At 64.6% G+C, this 17,718-nt stretch carries 15 protein-coding genes and 1 tRNA gene; 8 read left to right on the forward strand and 8 right to left on the reverse strand.

Going from position 1 to position 17,718, the window contains the following annotated elements; translation table 11 throughout:
• Entirely contained in the window at window positions 1–1,596 is a 1,596-nt protein-coding gene (locus tag GL284_RS14380) for an acyl-CoA dehydrogenase family protein (protein ID WP_155045326.1), read from the forward strand.
• Between the two features lie 80 nt (window positions 1,597–1,676).
• Here GL284_RS14380 and GL284_RS14385 read toward each other — a convergent pair whose 3' ends face one another.
• Window positions 1,677–2,624: a TAXI family TRAP transporter solute-binding subunit gene (locus GL284_RS14385; RefSeq protein ID WP_196216780.1), complete on the reverse strand. Its 948-nt coding sequence runs from the start codon at window positions 2,622–2,624 to the stop codon at window positions 1,677–1,679.
• A gap of 126 nt (window positions 2,625–2,750) precedes the next feature.
• On the opposite strand from GL284_RS14385, the gene GL284_RS14390 reads away from it, so the two are divergent.
• Together GL284_RS14390 and GL284_RS14395 are read left to right on the forward strand one after the other, a co-directional pair.
• Window positions 2,751–3,545 carry a bestrophin-like domain gene (locus tag GL284_RS14390; RefSeq protein ID WP_196216781.1) on the forward strand — a complete coding sequence of 265 codons (795 nt, stop codon included), beginning with the start codon at window positions 2,751–2,753 and terminating at the stop codon, window positions 3,543–3,545.
• A gap of 11 nt (window positions 3,546–3,556) precedes the next feature.
• The gene (locus GL284_RS14395) at window positions 3,557–4,234 is read left to right on the forward strand and encodes an AIM24 family protein (RefSeq protein ID WP_155045329.1); all 678 of its coding nucleotides are present in this window, start codon (window positions 3,557–3,559) and stop codon (window positions 4,232–4,234) included.
• Window positions 4,235–4,246: 12 nt separating this feature from the next.
• On the opposite strand, the gene GL284_RS14400 is transcribed toward GL284_RS14395, so the two are convergent.
• The 5 genes from GL284_RS14400 to thrS all read right to left on the reverse strand — a co-directional run bounded on the left by GL284_RS14400 (window position 4,247) and on the right by thrS (window position 11,128).
• A complete protein-coding gene (locus GL284_RS14400; protein WP_155045330.1) occupies window positions 4,247–6,496 on the reverse strand; it encodes an adenosylcobalamin-dependent ribonucleoside-diphosphate reductase in 2,250 nt (749 codons plus the stop codon).
• Between the two features lie 74 nt (window positions 6,497–6,570).
• Window positions 6,571–7,209, reverse strand: coding sequence for a DsbA family oxidoreductase (locus tag GL284_RS14405; RefSeq protein WP_155045331.1), 639 nt, complete (start codon window positions 7,207–7,209; stop codon window positions 6,571–6,573).
• Between the two features lies 1 nt (window position 7,210).
• Window positions 7,211–8,638: a class I adenylate-forming enzyme family protein gene (locus GL284_RS14410; protein WP_155045332.1), complete on the reverse strand. Its 1,428-nt coding sequence runs from the start codon at window positions 8,636–8,638 to the stop codon at window positions 7,211–7,213.
• Between the two features lie 114 nt (window positions 8,639–8,752).
• Complete coding sequence (locus tag GL284_RS14415; protein WP_155045333.1) at window positions 8,753–8,959, reverse strand: cold-shock protein; 207 nt, start codon at window positions 8,957–8,959, stop codon at window positions 8,753–8,755.
• A 222-nt stretch (window positions 8,960–9,181) separates the two neighbouring features.
• Window positions 9,182–11,128: a threonine--tRNA ligase gene (gene thrS, locus GL284_RS14420; protein WP_155045334.1), complete on the reverse strand. Its 1,947-nt coding sequence runs from the start codon at window positions 11,126–11,128 to the stop codon at window positions 9,182–9,184.
• A 166-nt stretch (window positions 11,129–11,294) separates the two neighbouring features.
• On the opposite strand from thrS, the gene GL284_RS14425 reads away from it, so the two are divergent.
• Entirely contained in the window at window positions 11,295–12,032 is a 738-nt protein-coding gene (locus GL284_RS14425) for an alpha/beta hydrolase (protein WP_155045335.1), read from the forward strand.
• 33 nt (window positions 12,033–12,065) lie between these two features.
• Here GL284_RS14425 and phaZ read toward each other — a convergent pair whose 3' ends face one another.
• Both phaZ and GL284_RS21555 read right to left on the reverse strand, forming a co-directional pair.
• A complete protein-coding gene (phaZ, locus tag GL284_RS14430; protein ID WP_155045336.1) occupies window positions 12,066–13,409 on the reverse strand; it encodes a polyhydroxyalkanoate depolymerase in 1,344 nt (447 codons plus the stop codon).
• Window positions 13,410–13,486: 77 nt separating this feature from the next.
• Window positions 13,487–13,996: a hypothetical protein gene (locus GL284_RS21555; RefSeq protein WP_230383080.1), complete on the reverse strand. Its 510-nt coding sequence runs from the start codon at window positions 13,994–13,996 to the stop codon at window positions 13,487–13,489.
• A gap of 124 nt (window positions 13,997–14,120) precedes the next feature.
• Here GL284_RS21555 and phaC point away from each other — a divergent pair, with 124 nt between their 5' ends.
• From phaC to GL284_RS14450, 4 genes are all read left to right on the forward strand, one after another.
• On the forward strand, window positions 14,121–15,896 hold the full coding sequence (gene phaC / locus GL284_RS14435) for a class I poly(R)-hydroxyalkanoic acid synthase (protein WP_230383081.1): 1,776 nt from the start codon (window positions 14,121–14,123) through the stop codon (window positions 15,894–15,896).
• A 124-nt stretch (window positions 15,897–16,020) separates the two neighbouring features.
• Window positions 16,021–16,476 (forward strand): Phasin, encoded by a 456-nt coding sequence (locus GL284_RS14440; protein ID WP_155045337.1) that lies wholly within the window; start codon window positions 16,021–16,023, stop codon window positions 16,474–16,476.
• Between the two features lie 151 nt (window positions 16,477–16,627).
• Window positions 16,628–17,203 carry a polyhydroxyalkanoate synthesis repressor PhaR gene (gene phaR / locus GL284_RS14445; RefSeq protein ID WP_155045338.1) on the forward strand — a complete coding sequence of 192 codons (576 nt, stop codon included), beginning with the start codon at window positions 16,628–16,630 and terminating at the stop codon, window positions 17,201–17,203.
• A gap of 42 nt (window positions 17,204–17,245) precedes the next feature.
• Window positions 17,246–17,335: transfer RNA gene (locus GL284_RS14450), tRNA-Ser, on the forward strand.
• Window positions 17,336–17,718 lie beyond the last annotated feature (383 nt).

The raw sequence follows: 17,718 nt of genomic DNA on the forward strand, positions 1-17,718 counted from the left end.
ATGCGACCCGCGCCCGGCGATGATCTGTCCACGCATCGGGTGGCCAACCAGCCGCCGGATGCGGGGGACCGGGATTTCTGGGCAGACGACCCGGCGCTGCGCGCTTTGACGCGCGCGCCGGAACTGGCCGCTTACGGCGCGCTGATGGGGCGGGACGCCATGCGCCGGGCGGGGCAGGCGGCAAACCGGTTTCCGCCCGAGTTGCACGGCTTTGACCAGCACGGGCGGCGGCTGGATGAGGTGACGTTTCACCCCGCATGGCATCAGGTCATGCAGGCCTCCATGGCGGCGGGCTATCACGCCGTGGCGTGGCAGGCCGGCGGCAGCCATGCGCAGCACGCCGCCATGGTCTATCTGGCAAGCCAGACCGAGCCGGGGCATTGCTGTCCCCTGACCATGACCTATGCCGCGCATCCGCTGCTGGCGGATCTGCCCGACTGGCAGGCCGGGGCGCTGTCGCGCGACTATGACCCGCGCGTGCTGCCCGCGCCCGAAAAGCGCGGCCTGACGCTGGGCATGGCGATGACGGAAAAGCAGGGCGGCTCGGATGTCAGGGCCAATACCACGCGGGCCGAACGCGACGGCGCGGCGTGGCGGCTGACCGGGCATAAATGGTTCTGCTCGGCCCCGATGTCGGACGGGTTTCTGACGCTGGCGCAGACGCCCGACGGGTTAAGCTGCTTTCTGGTGCCGCGCTGGCTGCCGGACGGGCGCAATGGCATCCGCCTGATGCGGCTGAAGGACAAGCTGGGCAATCGCGCCAATGCCTCGGCCGAGATCGAATATGACCGCGCGCTGGCTTTGCCCGTGGGGGCGCAGGGCTGCGGGCTGCGCACCATCGTCGCCATGGTCCATCACACGCGGCTGGATACGGCCATGGCTCCGGCGGGGCTGATGCGGGCGGCACTGCGCGACGCGTTCCATTGGGCCGCGCATCGCAGTGCCTTTCAGAAGCGGCTGATCGACCAGCCGCTGATGCGCGCGGTTCTGGCGGATCTGGTGCTGGACTGGCTGGGCAGCCTGACGCTGGGCATGGCGGTGGCGGCCAGCTTCGACGGCACCGCGCCCGAAGATCGCGCCTTTGCCCGGATCGGCGTGGCGCTGGCGAAATACATGGGGAACAAGCTGTGCCCATTGGTCGTGGCCGAGGCGATGGAGGTCCTGGGCGGCATGGGCTATGTCGAAGAAACCGGCCTGCCGCTGCTGTATCGCGAAGCGCCGCTGAACGGCATCTGGGAAGGCTCGGGCAATGTGATCTGCCTTGATCTGCTGCGCAGCCTGTCGCGCGATCCCTTGTGCCGCGATGTGCTGGCCGCGCGGCTGGCGGCTAGCAGGGGCGTGCTGGCCGATTACGACGCCGCGCTGGCGGATTGGCAATCGCGCTGGTCCGACCTGCCCACCGAAGCCGAGGCGCGGCAGTTTGCCGAACAGACGGCGCTGCTGCTGACGGCCGCGGTTCTGGTGGCGGGTGGGCATGCTTTGGCCCCGGCCTTCATCCGCACCAGATTGATGCAGGGACGCGGCCGCATGGCTGGCGCCATTCCGGCGGGGATGGCCGACGCGGTCTTGGCCGAGGATCTGTTTTCACGCGATTAAGCCGCGATATTCAGCAGCCCGCGCACGCGAGATAATATGCCTGCTGTAATAAGACAGCCGTGGGTTGAATATTTGCTGCGCTATTGCGGATTATATTGATCAAAGGCGATTTGCGCTGCGGGATGCATCGGGGCCGATAATCCGGTGCTGCGCATGGCATTGGGCGACAGCGCATCCAGAACCGGCGCAGAAATGCCCACCACCAGAAGATTGTCCAGCGTATTGCGCACAAGCGCGCCGACGATGTCGTCGTCCATATCCGCCCGCGTGACCAGCGTGGCCATCACTGCGAAGGTCATGGCGCGGCCCTTCTTGCCGTAAAGCCCGCGCGGGATCGAGGCATAGACATAATCCGGATTGGCCTCAAGAAAGGCGCGGATGTCCGGGCCGGACACGGTGACCAGCCGCGCATCGCATTCGCTGATCGCCCGCGCCACGCCCGCATTGGGGTGGCCGGTAATCAGCACCATCGCGTCGATCCTGCCGGCGCACAGCTCATCCAGCCCGCTGCCCGCCGACAGCTCCAGCAGCGCCATGAAATCGTTGCGATCATAGCCCAGGGCATCGAACAGCCGCAGCGCCGTCGCCTGCCGCCCCGAGGCGGGCAGGCCGATATCGACACGCTTGCCCAGAAGCCCCTTGAGGCTGAGGATCCTTGCGCCCGGACGCGCCAGAATGGTCAGCGCCTCGGGGTAAAGCGAGGTGACGCTGCGCAGGTCGTTGAAGGGCGGCGCGGTCTTGAACGGACCATCCGCGGTCATCGCCATATGCTGCACGTCCGATTGCACCAGCGCGAAATCCAACTGCCCGTTGCGCAGCGCGCTGAGGTTGTAGATCGAGCCGGGCGTGGCTTCCGGGCTGCACCGCAGATGCCCCCGCTCGACCCGGTTCGTGGCATCGCACAGCGCCGTCGCTGCAGCGTAATAGCTGCCGCTGACATCCCCCGAACCCAGCGTGTAAAGCCGCAGATCCTGCGCCTGCGCAGAAACGCCAAGGCCCATCGCAAGGGCAAGGACAAGTCGAAGCATGGACAACCCCAAAAGACCGGCGCGCATATTAGGGCATGGCAGGAATAACGCGGCAAGCCGTAAATTCCGCTCGCGTTAACCATTTCCCCGGGCCAGAATATGCAGGCAATTCGGATTCGGGGCCTCATGCCGGATTTTGTCTATGATATTCCGCTAAAGCAGCTTGCCACCTATTTCGCGCTTGCGGCGGTGGCCTCGGTCGTCATCGGAATGCTGATCGTCAAGCCGATCATGCGGCTGCTGATCGGCGCAGGCCCGGACCTGAACGAGGCGATCAATTACGGCACGGCGGGCTTCAATCTGTTTTACGGGCTGCTGCTGGGTCTGCTGACCGTCTCGGCCTATCAGAACAACGAACGCATTTCCGAGGCGGTCCTGCAGGAAGCCACCGTGCTGGCCGCCGTCTATTCCGATGTGAACGCCTATCCCGAACCGATCCGCTCCGAGACCAAGGCGATGATCCGCGACTATGTGCTGTTCACGCTGCACAAGGACTGGCCCGCGCATCGGCAGGGCTTTTATCTTGATGGCGGCGCGAACCGCGTCAACGCCATCCGCCAGAAGCTGGCCGGGTTCGAGCCGGCAACGCCGGGGCAGGAGGTGCTGCATGCGCAGATGCTGTCGGCTTTTCAGGAATTCACCCGCGCGCGCCAGCTGCGCCTGAACGGGGTCTATACCCAGATCCCGAATGTGCTGTGGTATGCGGTTCTGGTCGGCGCGGCGATCAACATCATCCTGATCGTGCTGCTGCGGATGCGGCCCGTGCGGCAATTCGTGCTGGGCACCATCACCGCGTTCTTTCTTGGCGTCATCCTGTTCGTCATCGTGGCGCTGGACGACCCCCTGCGCGGCGAGGGCGGGATCAAGCCCGATCCGCTGCAACGGCTGTGGGACCGCGCGATGATCTGGGATGAGCCATAGGGGGCGCGGGCATGGCTGATTTTTCCATCCGCGAGGTCGAGGGGATGCGGCAGGTCCGCGTCGATATCGCCGGGGAAACCGTGCGCGCCCGGCGCGGGGCCATGTCCACCATGCGCGGCGACATCAAGCTGACGCCGCGCCTGCCGGGATTTGGCGACATCTTCCGGTCGATCTTCACCAGCGAGGCGCGCATCCGCCCCTATTACAGCGGCAGCGGCTCGATCATGTTGCAGCCGTCTTTGGCGGGCTATCACCTGCTGGATGTCGAAGACGGCGAGGCATGGATCCTTGAGCCCGAGATCTATTGGGCCTCCGAGGGCGATGTGGCGCTGGGAATGCGGCGCGAACCCTTCTGGTCCAGCCTGTGGGCGGGGGACGGGCTGTTCACCTGGAAAACCACGCTGCGCAATCCCGGCCGCGTCGCCATCAATGCGCCCGGCCCGGTCGAGGTGGTGGATGTCGACGGCGAATTGCGCGTGCAGGGCCGGCTTGTGCTGGGCCGGACCGAGGGGCTGAAGTTTTCCTCGCGTCCCGCCGCGCGCTGGCCGCGCAGCATGATTTCGGGGCAGAAGCGGCTGCGGGTCTTTACCGGCAAGGGCAAGGCGCTGGTCTGCTGGACGCCCTATTGGAACGAACACCTGTATCGCCGCATGACCGGGGAAAGCATCGAAGGCGCATTGCTGGAATAGCCGCCTAGCCGCCTAGCCGCATTCCGAATGGCCGCAATGTGGGCAGGTCATGCAGCCCTCCACCATGCGCATGCCGTATTGGCCGCAATTGGGGCAGGCGGGACCGCGCGGCGGATCGACCGGCATGGCGGCCTTTGGGTCGGATTTCAGCCCCATGCCTTCGCCCGCGATGAAGCCCGTGGCGATCATGTGGCGTTCGATGACGCCGCCGATCGCGGCAAGGATCGACGGCACATAGCGCCCGCCCATCCAAGCGCCGCCGCGCGGATCGAAGACCGCCTTCAATTCCTCGACCACGAAGGACACATCGCCCCCGCGCCGGAACACCGCCGAGATCATCCGCGTCAGCGCCACGGTCCAGGCGTAGTGCTCCATGTTCTTCGAGTTGATGAAGACCTCGAACGGGCGGCGCTGGCCTGCGTCGATGATGTCGTTGATGGTGATATAGATCGCATGTTCGCTGCCGGGGAATTTCAGCTTGTAGGTCTGGCCCTCCAGCGCGGCGGGGCGGTGCAGCGGTTCGCTGAGATCGGCGGGGGCGGGCATGGCATCAGCGGGGGCGGGCGTGGTGTCCACCGACAGGACCGATCCGGTGACCGCGTTCGGACGATAGGTGGTGCAGCCCTTGCAGCCCTGATCCCATGCGGCCAGATACACGTCCTTGAAGGCGTCGAAGCCGATACCTTCGGGGCAGTTGATGGTCTTCGAGATGCTGCTGTCCACCCATTCCTGCGCGGCGGCCTGCATGGCGACATGCGCCAAAGGCTCCAGCGTCTGGGCGTCGACGAATTGTGCGGGCAGGGGCGCATCGCCCTGCATCTGCCGCCACAGCGCGACAGCGTAATCCACGACCTCCTCCTCGGTGCGCGAGCCGTCGGGTTGCAGCACCTTGCGGCGATAGGCGGGGGAAAACACCGGCTCGATCCCGGAACTGACATTGCCCGCGTAAAGGCTGATCGTGCCGGTCGGCGCGATGCTGGTCAGCAGGGCGTTGCGGATGCCATGCGCGGCAATCGCCGCGCGCAGATCGCCATCCATCCGCGCCATGAAGCCCGAGGCCAGAAAGCGGTCCGCATCGAACAGGGGAAACGCCCCCTTTTCCTGCGCGATCCCGACCGAAGACCAATAGGCCGAATGCGCAATCGCCCGCATCCAGTCGCGCGTGACCTGCACCGCATCGGCCGCGCCATAGCGCAGCCCCAGCATCATCAGCGCATCCGCAAGCCCGGTGACGCCCAGACCGATGCGGCGCTTGGCCTGCGCTTCGCGGGCCTGCTGGGGCAGCGGAAAGCGCGAGGCATCGACGGTATTGTCCATCATCCGCACCGCCACCCGCACCAGATCGTCCAGCGCATCCATGTCCATGCGGGCCTGAGGGGTGAACGGGTCCATGACCAGACGCGCAAGGTTCACCGAGCCCAGCAGGCAGGCGCCATAGGGCGGCAGAGGCTGTTCGCCGCAGGGATTGGTCGCGGCGATGGTTTCGGCATAGGCCAGATTGTTCATCTGGTTGATGCGGTCGATGAAGATCACCCCCGGCTCGGCATAGTCATAGGTCGCGCGCATGATGCGGTTCCACAGATCGCGGGCCGGGACGGTCTGCCAGACCCGGCCGCCGAATTGCAGATCCCACGGCCCGTCAGTGCGAACGGCCTGCATGAACCCGTCCGTTACCAGCACCGACAGGTTGAACATGCGCAGCCTTGCGCTGTCCTGCTTGGCGGCGATGAAGGCTTCGATATCGGGATGGTCGCAGCGCATCGTCGCCATCATCGCGCCCCGGCGCGAGCCCGCCGACATGATCGTGCGGCACATCGCGTCCCAGACATCCATGAAGCTCAGCGGCCCCGAGGCATCCGCCGCCACCCCGTGCACCGCCGCCCCCTTGGGCCGCAGCGTGCTGAAATCATAGCCGATGCCGCCGCCCTGCTGCATGGTCAGCGCGGCCTCTTTCAGGGCCTGAAAGATGCCCTCCATGCTGTCGGGGATGGTGCCCATGACGAAGCAGTTGAACAGCGTCACCTCGCGCCCGGTGCCGGCGCCCGCAAGGATGCGTCCGGCGGGCAGAAAGCGGAAATCCTGCAGCGCGTGATAAAAGCGGTCCTGCCATACGGCGGGGTCGGCCTCGACACGGGCCAGATCATGGGCGACGCGGCGCCAGCTGTCCTGAACCGTCAGGTCAAGGGCTGCGCCATCCGGGCCTTTCAGCCGGTATTTCATGTCCCAGATCTGTTCGGCGATGGGGGCGGCAAAGCGGGTCATCTGCGATCCTGCGGCAAACGCGGCCCGCGCAGGATAGCAGAGTTTCCCCGATCACGGCTCCGAAACCGCAGCCGTCACGCGCCGGTCAATTCGTCGATGACCTGCATCCACAGGCTGGCGGGCTGCGCGCCGGTCACGACATGGCTGTCGGCCACGATGAAGGTCGGGACCGAGCTGACACCGCGCTGGCGGGCATGGATTTCGCGGTTGGCGACTTCGGCCTTGTCTTCGTCGGTGGCCAGCAGGCGGCGGATCATGCCGGGATCCATGCCCGCCGCCGCGCCGATATCGGCCAGCACGTCGGGATTGCCGATATTCTTGCCCTCGCGCCAATGCGCCCGCATCAGGGCCGACATGACGGGGGTCTGCGCGCCCTCGAGCCCCGCCCAATGCATCAGGCGATGGGCGTTCAGCGTGTTCGGGATGCGCTGGATCAGGCTGGGGTTCAGCCACAGGCCCAGCCGCTCGCTGGCCTCCATCACCGGCTTCATCGCGGCCAGAATGCCTTTCTCGTCGCGGAATTTCATCTTCATATAGGCGACGTGATCCATGCCCGCTTGCGGCATCTGCGGGTCCAGCCGGAAGGGTTGCCATGTGATCGCAAAGGGATGGTCGGGGCGGCTTTCCAGCGCGCGGTCCAGTTCCGCCTTGCCGATCACACACCACGGGCAGACCGGATCGGCAAAGATATCAAGGCGAATGGTTCCGGTCATGTCAGCGGTCCTTGCGATGGGCGCAGCGCAGGGCGCGGCGGTTGATCTTGCCGGTCGCCGTGCGGGGCAGGGCGTCCAGATGAATGTATTCGCGCGGCTGGCGATAGCGCGCCAGGCGTTCCTCGGCCCGGCTTTTCAGCGCTAAGGCATCCGCCGGGCCGGTCCAGAAGGCCGCGATGATTGTCCCCGAGGGCACGGCGATTTCCGTCACCGCCAGATCGCCGATGCCGGGCAGATCGGCCAGCGCATCCTCGATTTCGGCGGGTGCGACGCGAAAGCCGCCCGCGTTCATCAGATCGTCGGAGCGCCCCAGCGTGCGGATCGCGCCGTCGGGCGTCTGCTGGGCCAGATCTCCGGTCAGAAACCAGTCGCCGTCAAAGCGCGCCATGCTGTCCTGCGGCTGGTCCAGATAGCCCAGAAACAGGCCGGGATCGCTGCGATGCACGGCCAGTTGCCCGTCGCGAATGGCGATGCGCCGCCCCGGCTGGGGAAAGCCTGCATGGCCATCGGGCGCGGGCCGGGCGGGGCTGCCCGAGATGAAGGTCGAGACTTCGGACATGCCCATGGCCTCGTGCAGGTCGGTGCCGGTGCGGGACTGCCAGTCGCGGCGCAGGGTCGGGTCCAGCCGCTCGCCCGCCGTCAGCCCGTGGCGCAGACCCGGCCAGACCGGCCAGTCGGCGCGCAGCATCTGGCGAAACACCCCCGGAGCGGCGGCGATCAGCGTGGCGCCGTGGCGGCTGGCGATCAGCGGGATCTGGGCCGGGGTGATGCCCTTGGCCGGGATCAGCGCCGTTGCGCCCATGGTCCACGGATCCATCAGCCCCGTGCCCAACGTAAAGGTCCAGTTGAAGGCTCCGGCATGCAGCAGCCGGTCCTGCGGTGTCAGGCCATACCAGCCGTCAAACATCATGCGCCGCGCAAGAATGGCGCGATGCGCATGACAGACCGCGCGCGGCTGACCCGATGAGCCCGAGGTGAACACGATATAGGCCAGCCGCTCCGGGTCGCCTTGCTGGAAATCCGCAGGCGGCAGATCGGCGAAGCGCGCCAGTTCGGCGGCGGTCAGGATGCGGGCGGGATGATCGGGCAGGGCCACGCCTGCCTCATGCGCGATGGCTGCGGGCGCCACGGCTGCGGCCATGCGGGTGATCTCGGCCTCGGTCAGTTGCGCCGAGGTCGGGACCGGAACGATGCCCGCGGCAATCGCCGCAAGATAGGTGACGGGAAAGGCGGGCGTATTGCCCAGCCGCAGCAGCAGCCGGTCGCCGGGGCGCAGGCCCGCCTGCAAAAGCCCGGTCGCCGTGCCCAGAACCGCCTGACGCAGGCGGGCATGGGACCACCTGTCAGCCCGCGACAGGCCAAGGATCGACATGGCCAGCTTGTCGGGGGTGGCCAGTCCGGCCTGCAGCACATATTGCGCCAGATTCATCGCGGCTTTTCCCTTTTGCCGACCAGATAGGTCCTTCAGCCGTGTCAGAAAAGCCCCGGAAATGAAAACGGCCCGCGACGGGGCGGGCCGTTTCCGAATTCTGGGAACTGCCGATCAGAGCAGTTTCAGATCGCTGGCCGAAGCGCGGCCATCACGACCGGACTGCAGTTCATAAGCGATCTTCTGGTTGTCGTTCAGGCCGGTCAGGCCAGCGCGTTCAACCGCCGAGATGTGAACGAACACATCTTTGCCGCCATCATCGGGTGCGATGAAGCCATAGCCTTTGGTGGCGTTAAACCATTTCACGGTGCCGGTAGCCATAATACCGTCTCTCCTTCAAGTCTCCCGGAGGCGATATTGCCGCCGGGCCGTGCAGCCCTTTCCCGTCAAGTCCGGCTGCCCCGTAAAGGGAGGCGGTAGAAAGTCGTGCTCACGCGGGTGAGAAGATGAACGATTCCCGGCAAAACGCAAGCAATAATGCGCCGAGAGACGCAGATCACATCTGCGTTCCGGCGAAACTTCGGCAAATTATTGCTGATCGCGTCAGCGAAGATCTGGCGGCGCGGCTTCGGCAACCAGAGCCTGAACGGCCATGTCGAGGCTTAGCGTCTCGCTGCCCTGCTTGTCCAGACGGCGGATTGACACACTGCGTTCATCGACCTCTTTCATGCCGATGGCCATGATCGCGGGCACCTTGCCGACCGAATGTTCGCGCACTTTGTAATTGATCTTTTCATTGCGCGTATCGGCTTCGGCCCGGATGCCTGCGGCGCGCAGGGTTTCAACCACCTCATGCACATAGGCATCCGCGCCCGACACGATCGAGGCCACCACGACCTGACGCGGGGCCAGCCACAGCGGCATCTTGCCCGCGTAGTTTTCGATCAGGATGCCGATGAAGCGTTCAAAGCTGCCCAAGACGGCGCGGTGCAGCATGACGGGCATGTGCTTGTGGCCATCTTCGCCGACGAATTCCGCGTCCAGCCGGTCAGGCAGGTTGAAATCGCACTGGAAGGTGCCGCATTGCCATTCGCGGCCAATGGCATCGGTCAGCTTGAAATCCAACTTGGGACCGTAAAAGGCGCCGTCGCCTTCGTTGATCTCATAGGGCAGGCCCAGATGTTCGATGGCGCCTTTCAGCGCCGCCTCGGCCTTGTCCCAGATCTCATCCGAGCCGACGCGCACATCGGGGCGGGTCGACAGCTTGATGTCGAATTTCGCGAATCCCAGGTGGTCATAGACCGAGGACAGCAGGCTGATGAAGCCCGCGCATTCGCCCTGGATCTGATCCTCGGTGCAGAAGATATGCGCGTCGTCCTGCACGAAGCCGCGCACCCGCATCAGACCGTGCATCGAGCCCGAGGATTCGTAGCGGTGGCACGACCCGAACTCGGCCAGCCGCAAGGGCAGGTCGCGATAGGATTTCAGACCCTGATTATAGACCTGAACATGGCAAGGGCAGTTCATCGGTTTCAGCGCGTTGATGCGCTTTTCCTTGGCGCCTTCCTCGTCCACCTCGACGATGAACATGTTTTCGCGGTAGGCTTCCCAATGGCCGGATTTTTCCCAAAGGATGCGGTCCACCACCTGCGGCGTCTTGATTTCCTTATAGCCCGCGCGGATCAGGCGGCGGCGCATATAGGCCTCCAGCTCGCGGTAGATGGTCCAGCCGTTCGGGTGCCAGAACACCATGCCGGGCGCTTCTTCCTGAAAGTGGAACAGCTCCATTTCGCGGCCCAGCTTGCGGTGGTCGCGTTTCGCGGCCTCTTCCAGCATGGTCATATGGGCTTTCAGGTCGTCGCGATTGCGGAAGGCCACGCCATAGATGCGTTGCAGCATCGGCCGCATGCTGTCGCCCAGCCAATAGGCCCCGGCGACATGCGTCAGCTTGAAGGCATCGGCCGGGACTTGCCCGGTGTTTTGCAGATGCGGACCGCGGCACAGATCCTGCCAGTCGCCATGCCAATACATCCGCAGGTCTTCGCCTTCGGGGATGCGGTCGATCAGTTCGACCTTGAAGGGTTCGTTGCGGTCCTGATAATGCGCAATGGCGCGGGCGCGGTCCCAGACCTCGGTGCGGACCGGGTCGCGGGCGTTGATGATCTGTTTCATCCGCGCTTCAATGGTGCCCAGATCTTCGGGGGTGAAGGGCTCGGCGCGGTCGAAATCGTAAAACCAGCCCTGATCGCGGACCGGGCCGATGGTGACTTTCACATCGGGCCAGATCTCTTGCACGGCGCGGGCCATGATATGGGCCAGATCGTGGCGGATCAGTTCCAGCGCCGGTTCGGCATCCTTCATCGTGTTGATGGCGATCTTGCCCGAGGTCCGGATCGGCCATGCCAGATCGATATGCTGGCCATCAAGGCTGGCGGAAATCGCGTTCTTGGCAAGGCTGGGCGCGATCGAGGCTGCGACCTCGGCCGCCGTCACGCCGGCGGGATAGTCGCGCGCATTGCCATCGGGAAAGGTGAGGGAGATCTGGGACATCATGTCCTCCTCGTCGGTTTGGCGCCCACGGAACGCCCGGTTGCGGGTTATGTCGCGCGGGTGTCGCGCGATTGCCGGGCGTTGTCAATGCGGTTAGGCAGGCAGGGGGCTTTGCGCCCCCGTCGCCAAGGCGACTCCCCCGCAGAGTATTTTGGGAACGAAGAAGATGACGGAATTTCTGGAAGGGCCGAACGGGCGGCTGGCCTATATGCAAACGCCGGGGCAGGGGCCGGGCGTGGTGTTTCTGGGCGGGTTCCGGTCGGATATGGGCGGCACCAAGGCCGTGTGGCTGGAGGATTGGGCCAAGGCGCGGGAACGGGCGTTTCTGCGGTTCGATTATTCCGGGCATGGCGCGTCGCAGGGCGCGTTCGAGGCGGGCTGCATCGGCGACTGGCTGGCCGATGCGCGGGCGGCGCTGGATCTGATGCCGGGTCCGGTGGTGCTGGTCGGGTCCAGCATGGGCGGCTGGATCAGCCTGTTGCTGGCGCGCGCCGTGCCCGAACGTGTGGCGGGGCTGGTGACGATTGCTGCCGCGCCGGATTTCACCGAGCGCGGCTTCTGGCCCGAGTTTTCCGAGGCGCAGCGCGACAGGCTGATGCGCGAGGGGCAGGTTTTGCGGCCCAGCGATTACGGCGATCCCTATGTCATCACGCGCCGTCTGATCGAGGACGGGCGCGCGCATCTGGTGCTGTCGCAGCCCTTGTCGCTGCCCTTCCCGACGCGGTTCTTGCAGGGCACCGCGGATGCCGATGTGCCAGTTGGCTGGGCCATGGATCTGCTGGACCATGCCGAGGGGCCGGATCTGCGGCTGACGCTGGTGAAGGGGGCGGATCACCGCTTTTCGACGCCGGATTGTCTGGGGCTGATCGGCACGGCGGTCGAGGAGGTGCTGGCGCGGGTGTGATCCCGCGCCGGAGCCTTTGGTCAGGGGGCTTGGTCAGACGGCGATCTTGCCGTCTTCTTCGCGCGGGCTGCTGACGCCGCAATCGACGGGCTGCGGGCCGCCGCGACGGCGTTTGGCAGGGGCGGAGGCCTCGATCTGTTCGTCGATGAAGTCCAAGACCAGCGGACGGATGTTCAGCCGCCAGCTTTTGCCCGCGAAGATGCCGTAATGGCCGGCATTCGGTTCAAGGTGCTGGGTCTTGCGATTGGCGGGGATGCCCTTGCACAGATCCAGCGCCGCCACGCATTGGCCGGGGGCCGAGATGTCGTCATTGGCACCTTCCACCGTCATCAGCGCCACGTCGCGGATGGCGGTGATGTCGACGGGCGTGCCGTTGACGGTGAAGATGTTGTTCTTGATCTCGTTGTTCTTGAAGATGCGTTCGACCGTCGACAGGTAGAATTCGGCGGTCATGTCCATGACGGCCAGATATTCGTCATAGAACTTGTTGTGCCGGTCGTTGTCGGAGGCTTCGCCGCGCGCCTCGGCAAAGACCTGGTCGATGAAAGCCTTGGCATGGGTTTCGGCATTCATCGCGATGAATGAGCTGAGCTGCGCCAGCCCCGGATAGACCATGCGCCCCGCGCCGCGATATTTGAAGCCGACCTGCTGGATCACCAGATGCTCAAGCTCTCCCATCGTGACGCGATTGCCGAAATCGGTGACTTCGGTGGCTTGCGCATCAGGGTCGATCGGGCCGCCGATCAGGATCAGGGATTTCGGCTGGGCCTTGGGATCTTGCTTGGCAAGGATCGCGGTTGCCGCCAGCGCCAGCGGCGCGGGCTGGCAGACGGCGATCACATTGGTGCCCGGTCCCAGATGGCGGATGAAATCGACCAGATACTGGGTGTAATCCTCGACATCGAACTTGCCCGCGCTGACCGGAATATCCCGCGCATTGTGCCAATCCGTCACATACACGTCACAGTCCGGGAGCAGAGAGACCACCGTGGATCGCAGAAGGGTCGCGTAATGGCCGGACATCGGCGCCACCAGCAGAACCTTGCGGGCCATCGGCTCGCGCCGGGCGACGCGGAAATGCAGCAGGTCGCCGAAATCGCGCCGCAGCACCGGCTCGGCATAGACGATGTGGTCCTGACCGGATTCCGACACGATTGGCGGCAGGTCCCAGTCGGGTTTGACGATCATGCGGGCGTGGCTGCGTTCCGCGACCCGGCCCCATGCCGCCATCAGCTGGAACATGGGGTTCGGGATCAGCGCGAAAGCGGGATAAGACCCGAAGGCCTTGGCGGTCGATCCAAGCCATTCATTCGTGCTGCGGATCGTTTCCATCGCATCATAGGACATGATGCCCCTGAGGCCTTTGTAGCTTGTCATCTTCGAAACCTCGCTTCGATTCAGCCTTGGCCGGGTCGGTTACGCTTTACCTGCGTTTCGGCTTGGGCATAATGATTTTACGGATGGGGAGGATTGTCAATTATGGCTCGGGACGACGACATGCCGAAGACGCCTGCGGAACACAGCACGGCGTCCACGGAAAAGCAGCCCGCGCCGCCTGCCGGTAAAGCGGGCAGCCGCCGCGCCGCCAGCGCGAAGCCGGCATCGTCTGAGACCGGCGTTGCAGCGAAAGCACCGGCAAAGACTGCGCGCGCAAAGGCGGGTTCTGCGAAGGCGGGTTCTGCGAAGGCGAGTGCTGCGAAGTCCGGGGTTGCGAAGGCGAGTGCAAATTCCGGAGCGTCGAAGCCAGAGCGCGCGGCGGCAAAGCCGGTTGCGGGCAGAACTGCGAAGGCCAAGGCGGCATCCGCCGATGCAGATGCCGCGCTGACGGCATCCGTCGCGCCGAAGCCCGCCGATCCCAAGCCCGCAGCCGCAAAGGCAAAGTCGTCGAAGCCCGGCAAAGCCTCGACACGCAGCGCGTCCGGGCGCGCCAGAACCGCGGCGCGGCAGGATACGCGCACTGTCACCCACCGCCGCCGCCGCAACAGCGCCGAAGATCAGGAGCCCGCCGTCGCACCGCAGATCGAGACGGCTGAGGGCGCTGCGGATAGCGGATCGCAGCCCCGTGACACCACGTCCTCGAAGGCGTTCATGGAAGCGGCATTCGGTCCGCAAAGCCGTCTGCCCGAACAGCTTGCGAAGAATATCGAACGGATCGAGGCGCTGACCCAGCGGCTTGTCGGCGCGCTGTCGCTGCGCCAGCCGAAAGCGCCGGGCGTCGAAGCGCCGGGGGCGGATCTTTTCACCACCGCCGCCAATGCCTGGATGAAGCTTCTGGCCGAGCAGCCAGAGCGGATCATGGGCCAGCAGGTCAGCTATTGGGGCGAGACGCTGCGCCATTTCGCCGAGGCGCAGGCGGCGGCATCGCGCGGCACGCTGACCGCGCCGCCCGATGACGGGCCCAGCGATTCGCGGTTCAAGAACCCGCTGTGGCAGTCGCATCCGTTCTTCAACTTCATCAAGCGGCAGTATCAGATCAACGCCGATGCCATGCGCAAGGCTGCCAGCGATCTGGACATCGGCAGCATGACCGACCGCCGCCGCGTGGAATGGTTCACGCGTCAGATGATCGACATGATGGCGCCGACGAATTTTCTGGCGACCAATCCGGATGCGCTGGAAAAGGCCCTGGCGACCGAGGGCGAAAGTCTGGTCAAGGGCCTTGAGAACCTGGTGCGCGACATCGAACAGCATGGCGGCGAGATGCTGGTGTCGCTGGCCGATCGCGATGCGTTCCGCGTGGGCGAGTCGATCGGCACCGCCGAGGGCAGGGTGGTTGCGCGCACCAAGCTGTATGAGCTGATCCAGTATTCGCCGACGACCGATCAGGTGCATGAGATCCCGCTGGTGATCTTTCCGCCATGGATCAACAAATTCTACATCATGGATCTGAAGCCGCAGAACAGCCTGATCCGCTGGATCGTGGATCAGGGATATACGCTGTTCGTCGTGGCGTGGAAAAACCCCGATACCAGTTACGGCCAGACCGGGATGGAGGATTACGTCTCGGCCTATCTTGAGGTGATGGACCGGGTGCAGGACACCACCGGGCAGGAAAAGCTGAACGTGGTGGGCTATTGCATCGCGGGCACCACCCTGGCGCTGACGCTGTCGCTGCTGAAGCAGCGCGGCGATGATCGGGTCAATTCGGCGACCTTCTTCACCACCTTGACGGATTTCTCGGATCAGGGGGAGTTCACCGCCTTCCTGCAAGAGGACTTCGTGTCCGGCATCGAACAAGAGGCGGCGCGGACCGGCGTGCTGAGCGCGCAGCTGATGACGCGCACCTTCAGCTTCCTGCGCGCCAATGATCTGATCTGGGGGCCCGCGATCCGCAGCTATATGCTGGGCGAGCCACCGCCCGCATTCGATCTGCTGTTCTGGAACGGCGATGGCACCAACCTGCCGGGCCGGATGGCGGTGCAGTATCTGCGCGGGCTGTGCCAGCAGAACGCCTTCGCAAGACAGGGCTTCCCGCTGTTCGGGCTGACGCTGAACCTGCAGGATGTGACCGTGCCGCTATGTGCCATCGCCTGCGAGACCGACCATATCGCGCCTGCCCGTGACAGCTGGCGCGGCGTGGCGCAGATGGGATCGCAGGACAGAACCTTCATCCTGTCGGAATCGGGCCATATCGCCGGGATCATCAATCCGCCCAGCAAAAAGAAATACGGCCACTATGTCTCGGATCACGGCTTTGCCGAGGGGTTCCGGCAATGGCGCGATGCTGCCGTGCGGCACGATGGCAGCTGGTGGCCGCGCTGGGGCGAATGGCTGGCGACTCGGTCCGGGGCGAAGGTGGATGCCCGCACCCCGGAACAGGGCTTCGGCCCCGCGCCGGGCGAGTATGTGCATGAGCGGGCGTGAAAAAGATTATGCTGCGTTGCAGCGAAAACTGTTGAAATGCTGCAGTGCAGCATTTATATCAGGGAAGTAAGAGTTTACCCCACGGCGCCCGGATGCTTCGCGCCACACAAGCAGGAGATACGATATGGCCAAGACCCCCGATTTCACCAAGACGATGCAAGACATGATGGCCAAGTTCCCGGTCGACACCAGCTCGTTCCAGGACGCATTCAAATCGCAGACCCTTCTGGGTGAGCGTATGGCCAAAGTCGCGCTTGCCGCTGCCGAGCGCTCGACCGAGATCTCGGCTGCATGGGCCAAGGACACCATCGCCCGCATGGGTGAGCTGACCTCGACCAAGGAAGAGCCGGCCGAATACGCCAAAGCCATGAGCGATTTCGCCACCGCTTCGGCTGAAATGGCCGCCGAGCATATGGCCGCTTTCGCAGAAGTCGCGAAAAAGGTTCAGATGGATACCGTCGATCTGATGCTGACCGCTGGCAAGGACATCGCGTCCGACGCGCAGAAGGCGACGCAGAAAGCGACCCGCGAAACGCAGGCTGCTGTCAGCCGCGCCACCAGCGCCGCCAGCAAAAGCTGATCCAAGCTGTCGCATCGGCAATCAAGGGGCGAGAGATCGCCCCTTTTTTCGTGCCGCGACGCAGCATTTCCCGCGTCATCAATGCGGCGATTTTCTTTGCATTCTTGTGTCTGTTTTTCCATCATGCTGCATACGCATTGCAGGAGAAGCCATGGCAGAGGTCGACAGCACATCCCCGCTTCTGATCAAGCGATACGCCAGCCGTCGTCTCTATAATACCGAGACCAGCGATTATGTGACGCTTGAAGACATCGCGCGCTTCATCCGCGCCGGGCGTCAGGTGCAGATCGTGGATCTGAAATCCGGCGACGATCTGACCCGGCAGTATCTGCTGCAGATCATCGCCGAACATGAGGGCCGCGGCGAAAACGTCCTGCCCATCGAGGTGCTGACCGATCTGGTGCGCAGCTATACCACGCAGGCGCAGTCCGTCGTGCCGCAATTCCTTGCCGCCAGCTTCGAGATGCTGCGCGAGGGGCAGTCCAAGATGATGGAGAACATGACGACCTTTCCGAACCCCATGGCCTCGATGCCGGGGTTCGAGGCCTTGCGGCGTCAACAGCAGATGTTCCTGAAGGCGATGGCTTCGGGTTGGGGTGCCGGGTCGACCGGGCCGGGCATGGAACCGGATGATGACACCCCCGCGCGCCCGCGCGCAGCAGGCGACGACATGGACGAAATCCGCCGCCAGCTGGCCGAATTGCAGAAACGGGTTTCCAAGCTCTGACCGCTTGCACCGGCCCGTCGAACAGGCTAGACGGGCCGCCACGGACAGTTGGCCGAGTGGTCGAAGGCGCACGCCTGGAAAGTGTGTAGGCGGGGAACCGTCTCGAGGGTTCGAATCCCTCACTGTCCGCCATTTCAGTCCCAAAGTGGGCACGCCGATTCCCGCCGATTTCCCGCTAGAGACCGAAGTAAGGGCGCGCAGCAGTTCGCCCTTCGATCCCATGATGCGAACATGGCCTTCTCCGACTTCGACGCGCTGGGCAAAAGCGCGCAGATGATCCCGCCGGTAGCCGCCGCCTTCCTGCCTGAGCCGACGCCGCGCGGTCGTGGCGAACTTTCGTAAAACGGCCGGCGTCACCGCCATGCTACCGGAGCTTTCGAGCATGGCCTGGACCTGTCGCGGTTTGGTGCCGCTCCTTTGATCACGTAATGTGCAGCAAAGGAGATGAACCATGGGCACAGGCAGGACGGATGAATTTCGCAGGGATGCGGTGCGTATCGCGCTGACCAGCGGGC

The organism is Paracoccus shanxieyensis (assembly GCF_009711265.1).
In the GTDB taxonomy this organism is placed as follows: Bacteria; Pseudomonadota; Alphaproteobacteria; order Rhodobacterales; family Rhodobacteraceae; genus Paracoccus; species Paracoccus shanxieyensis.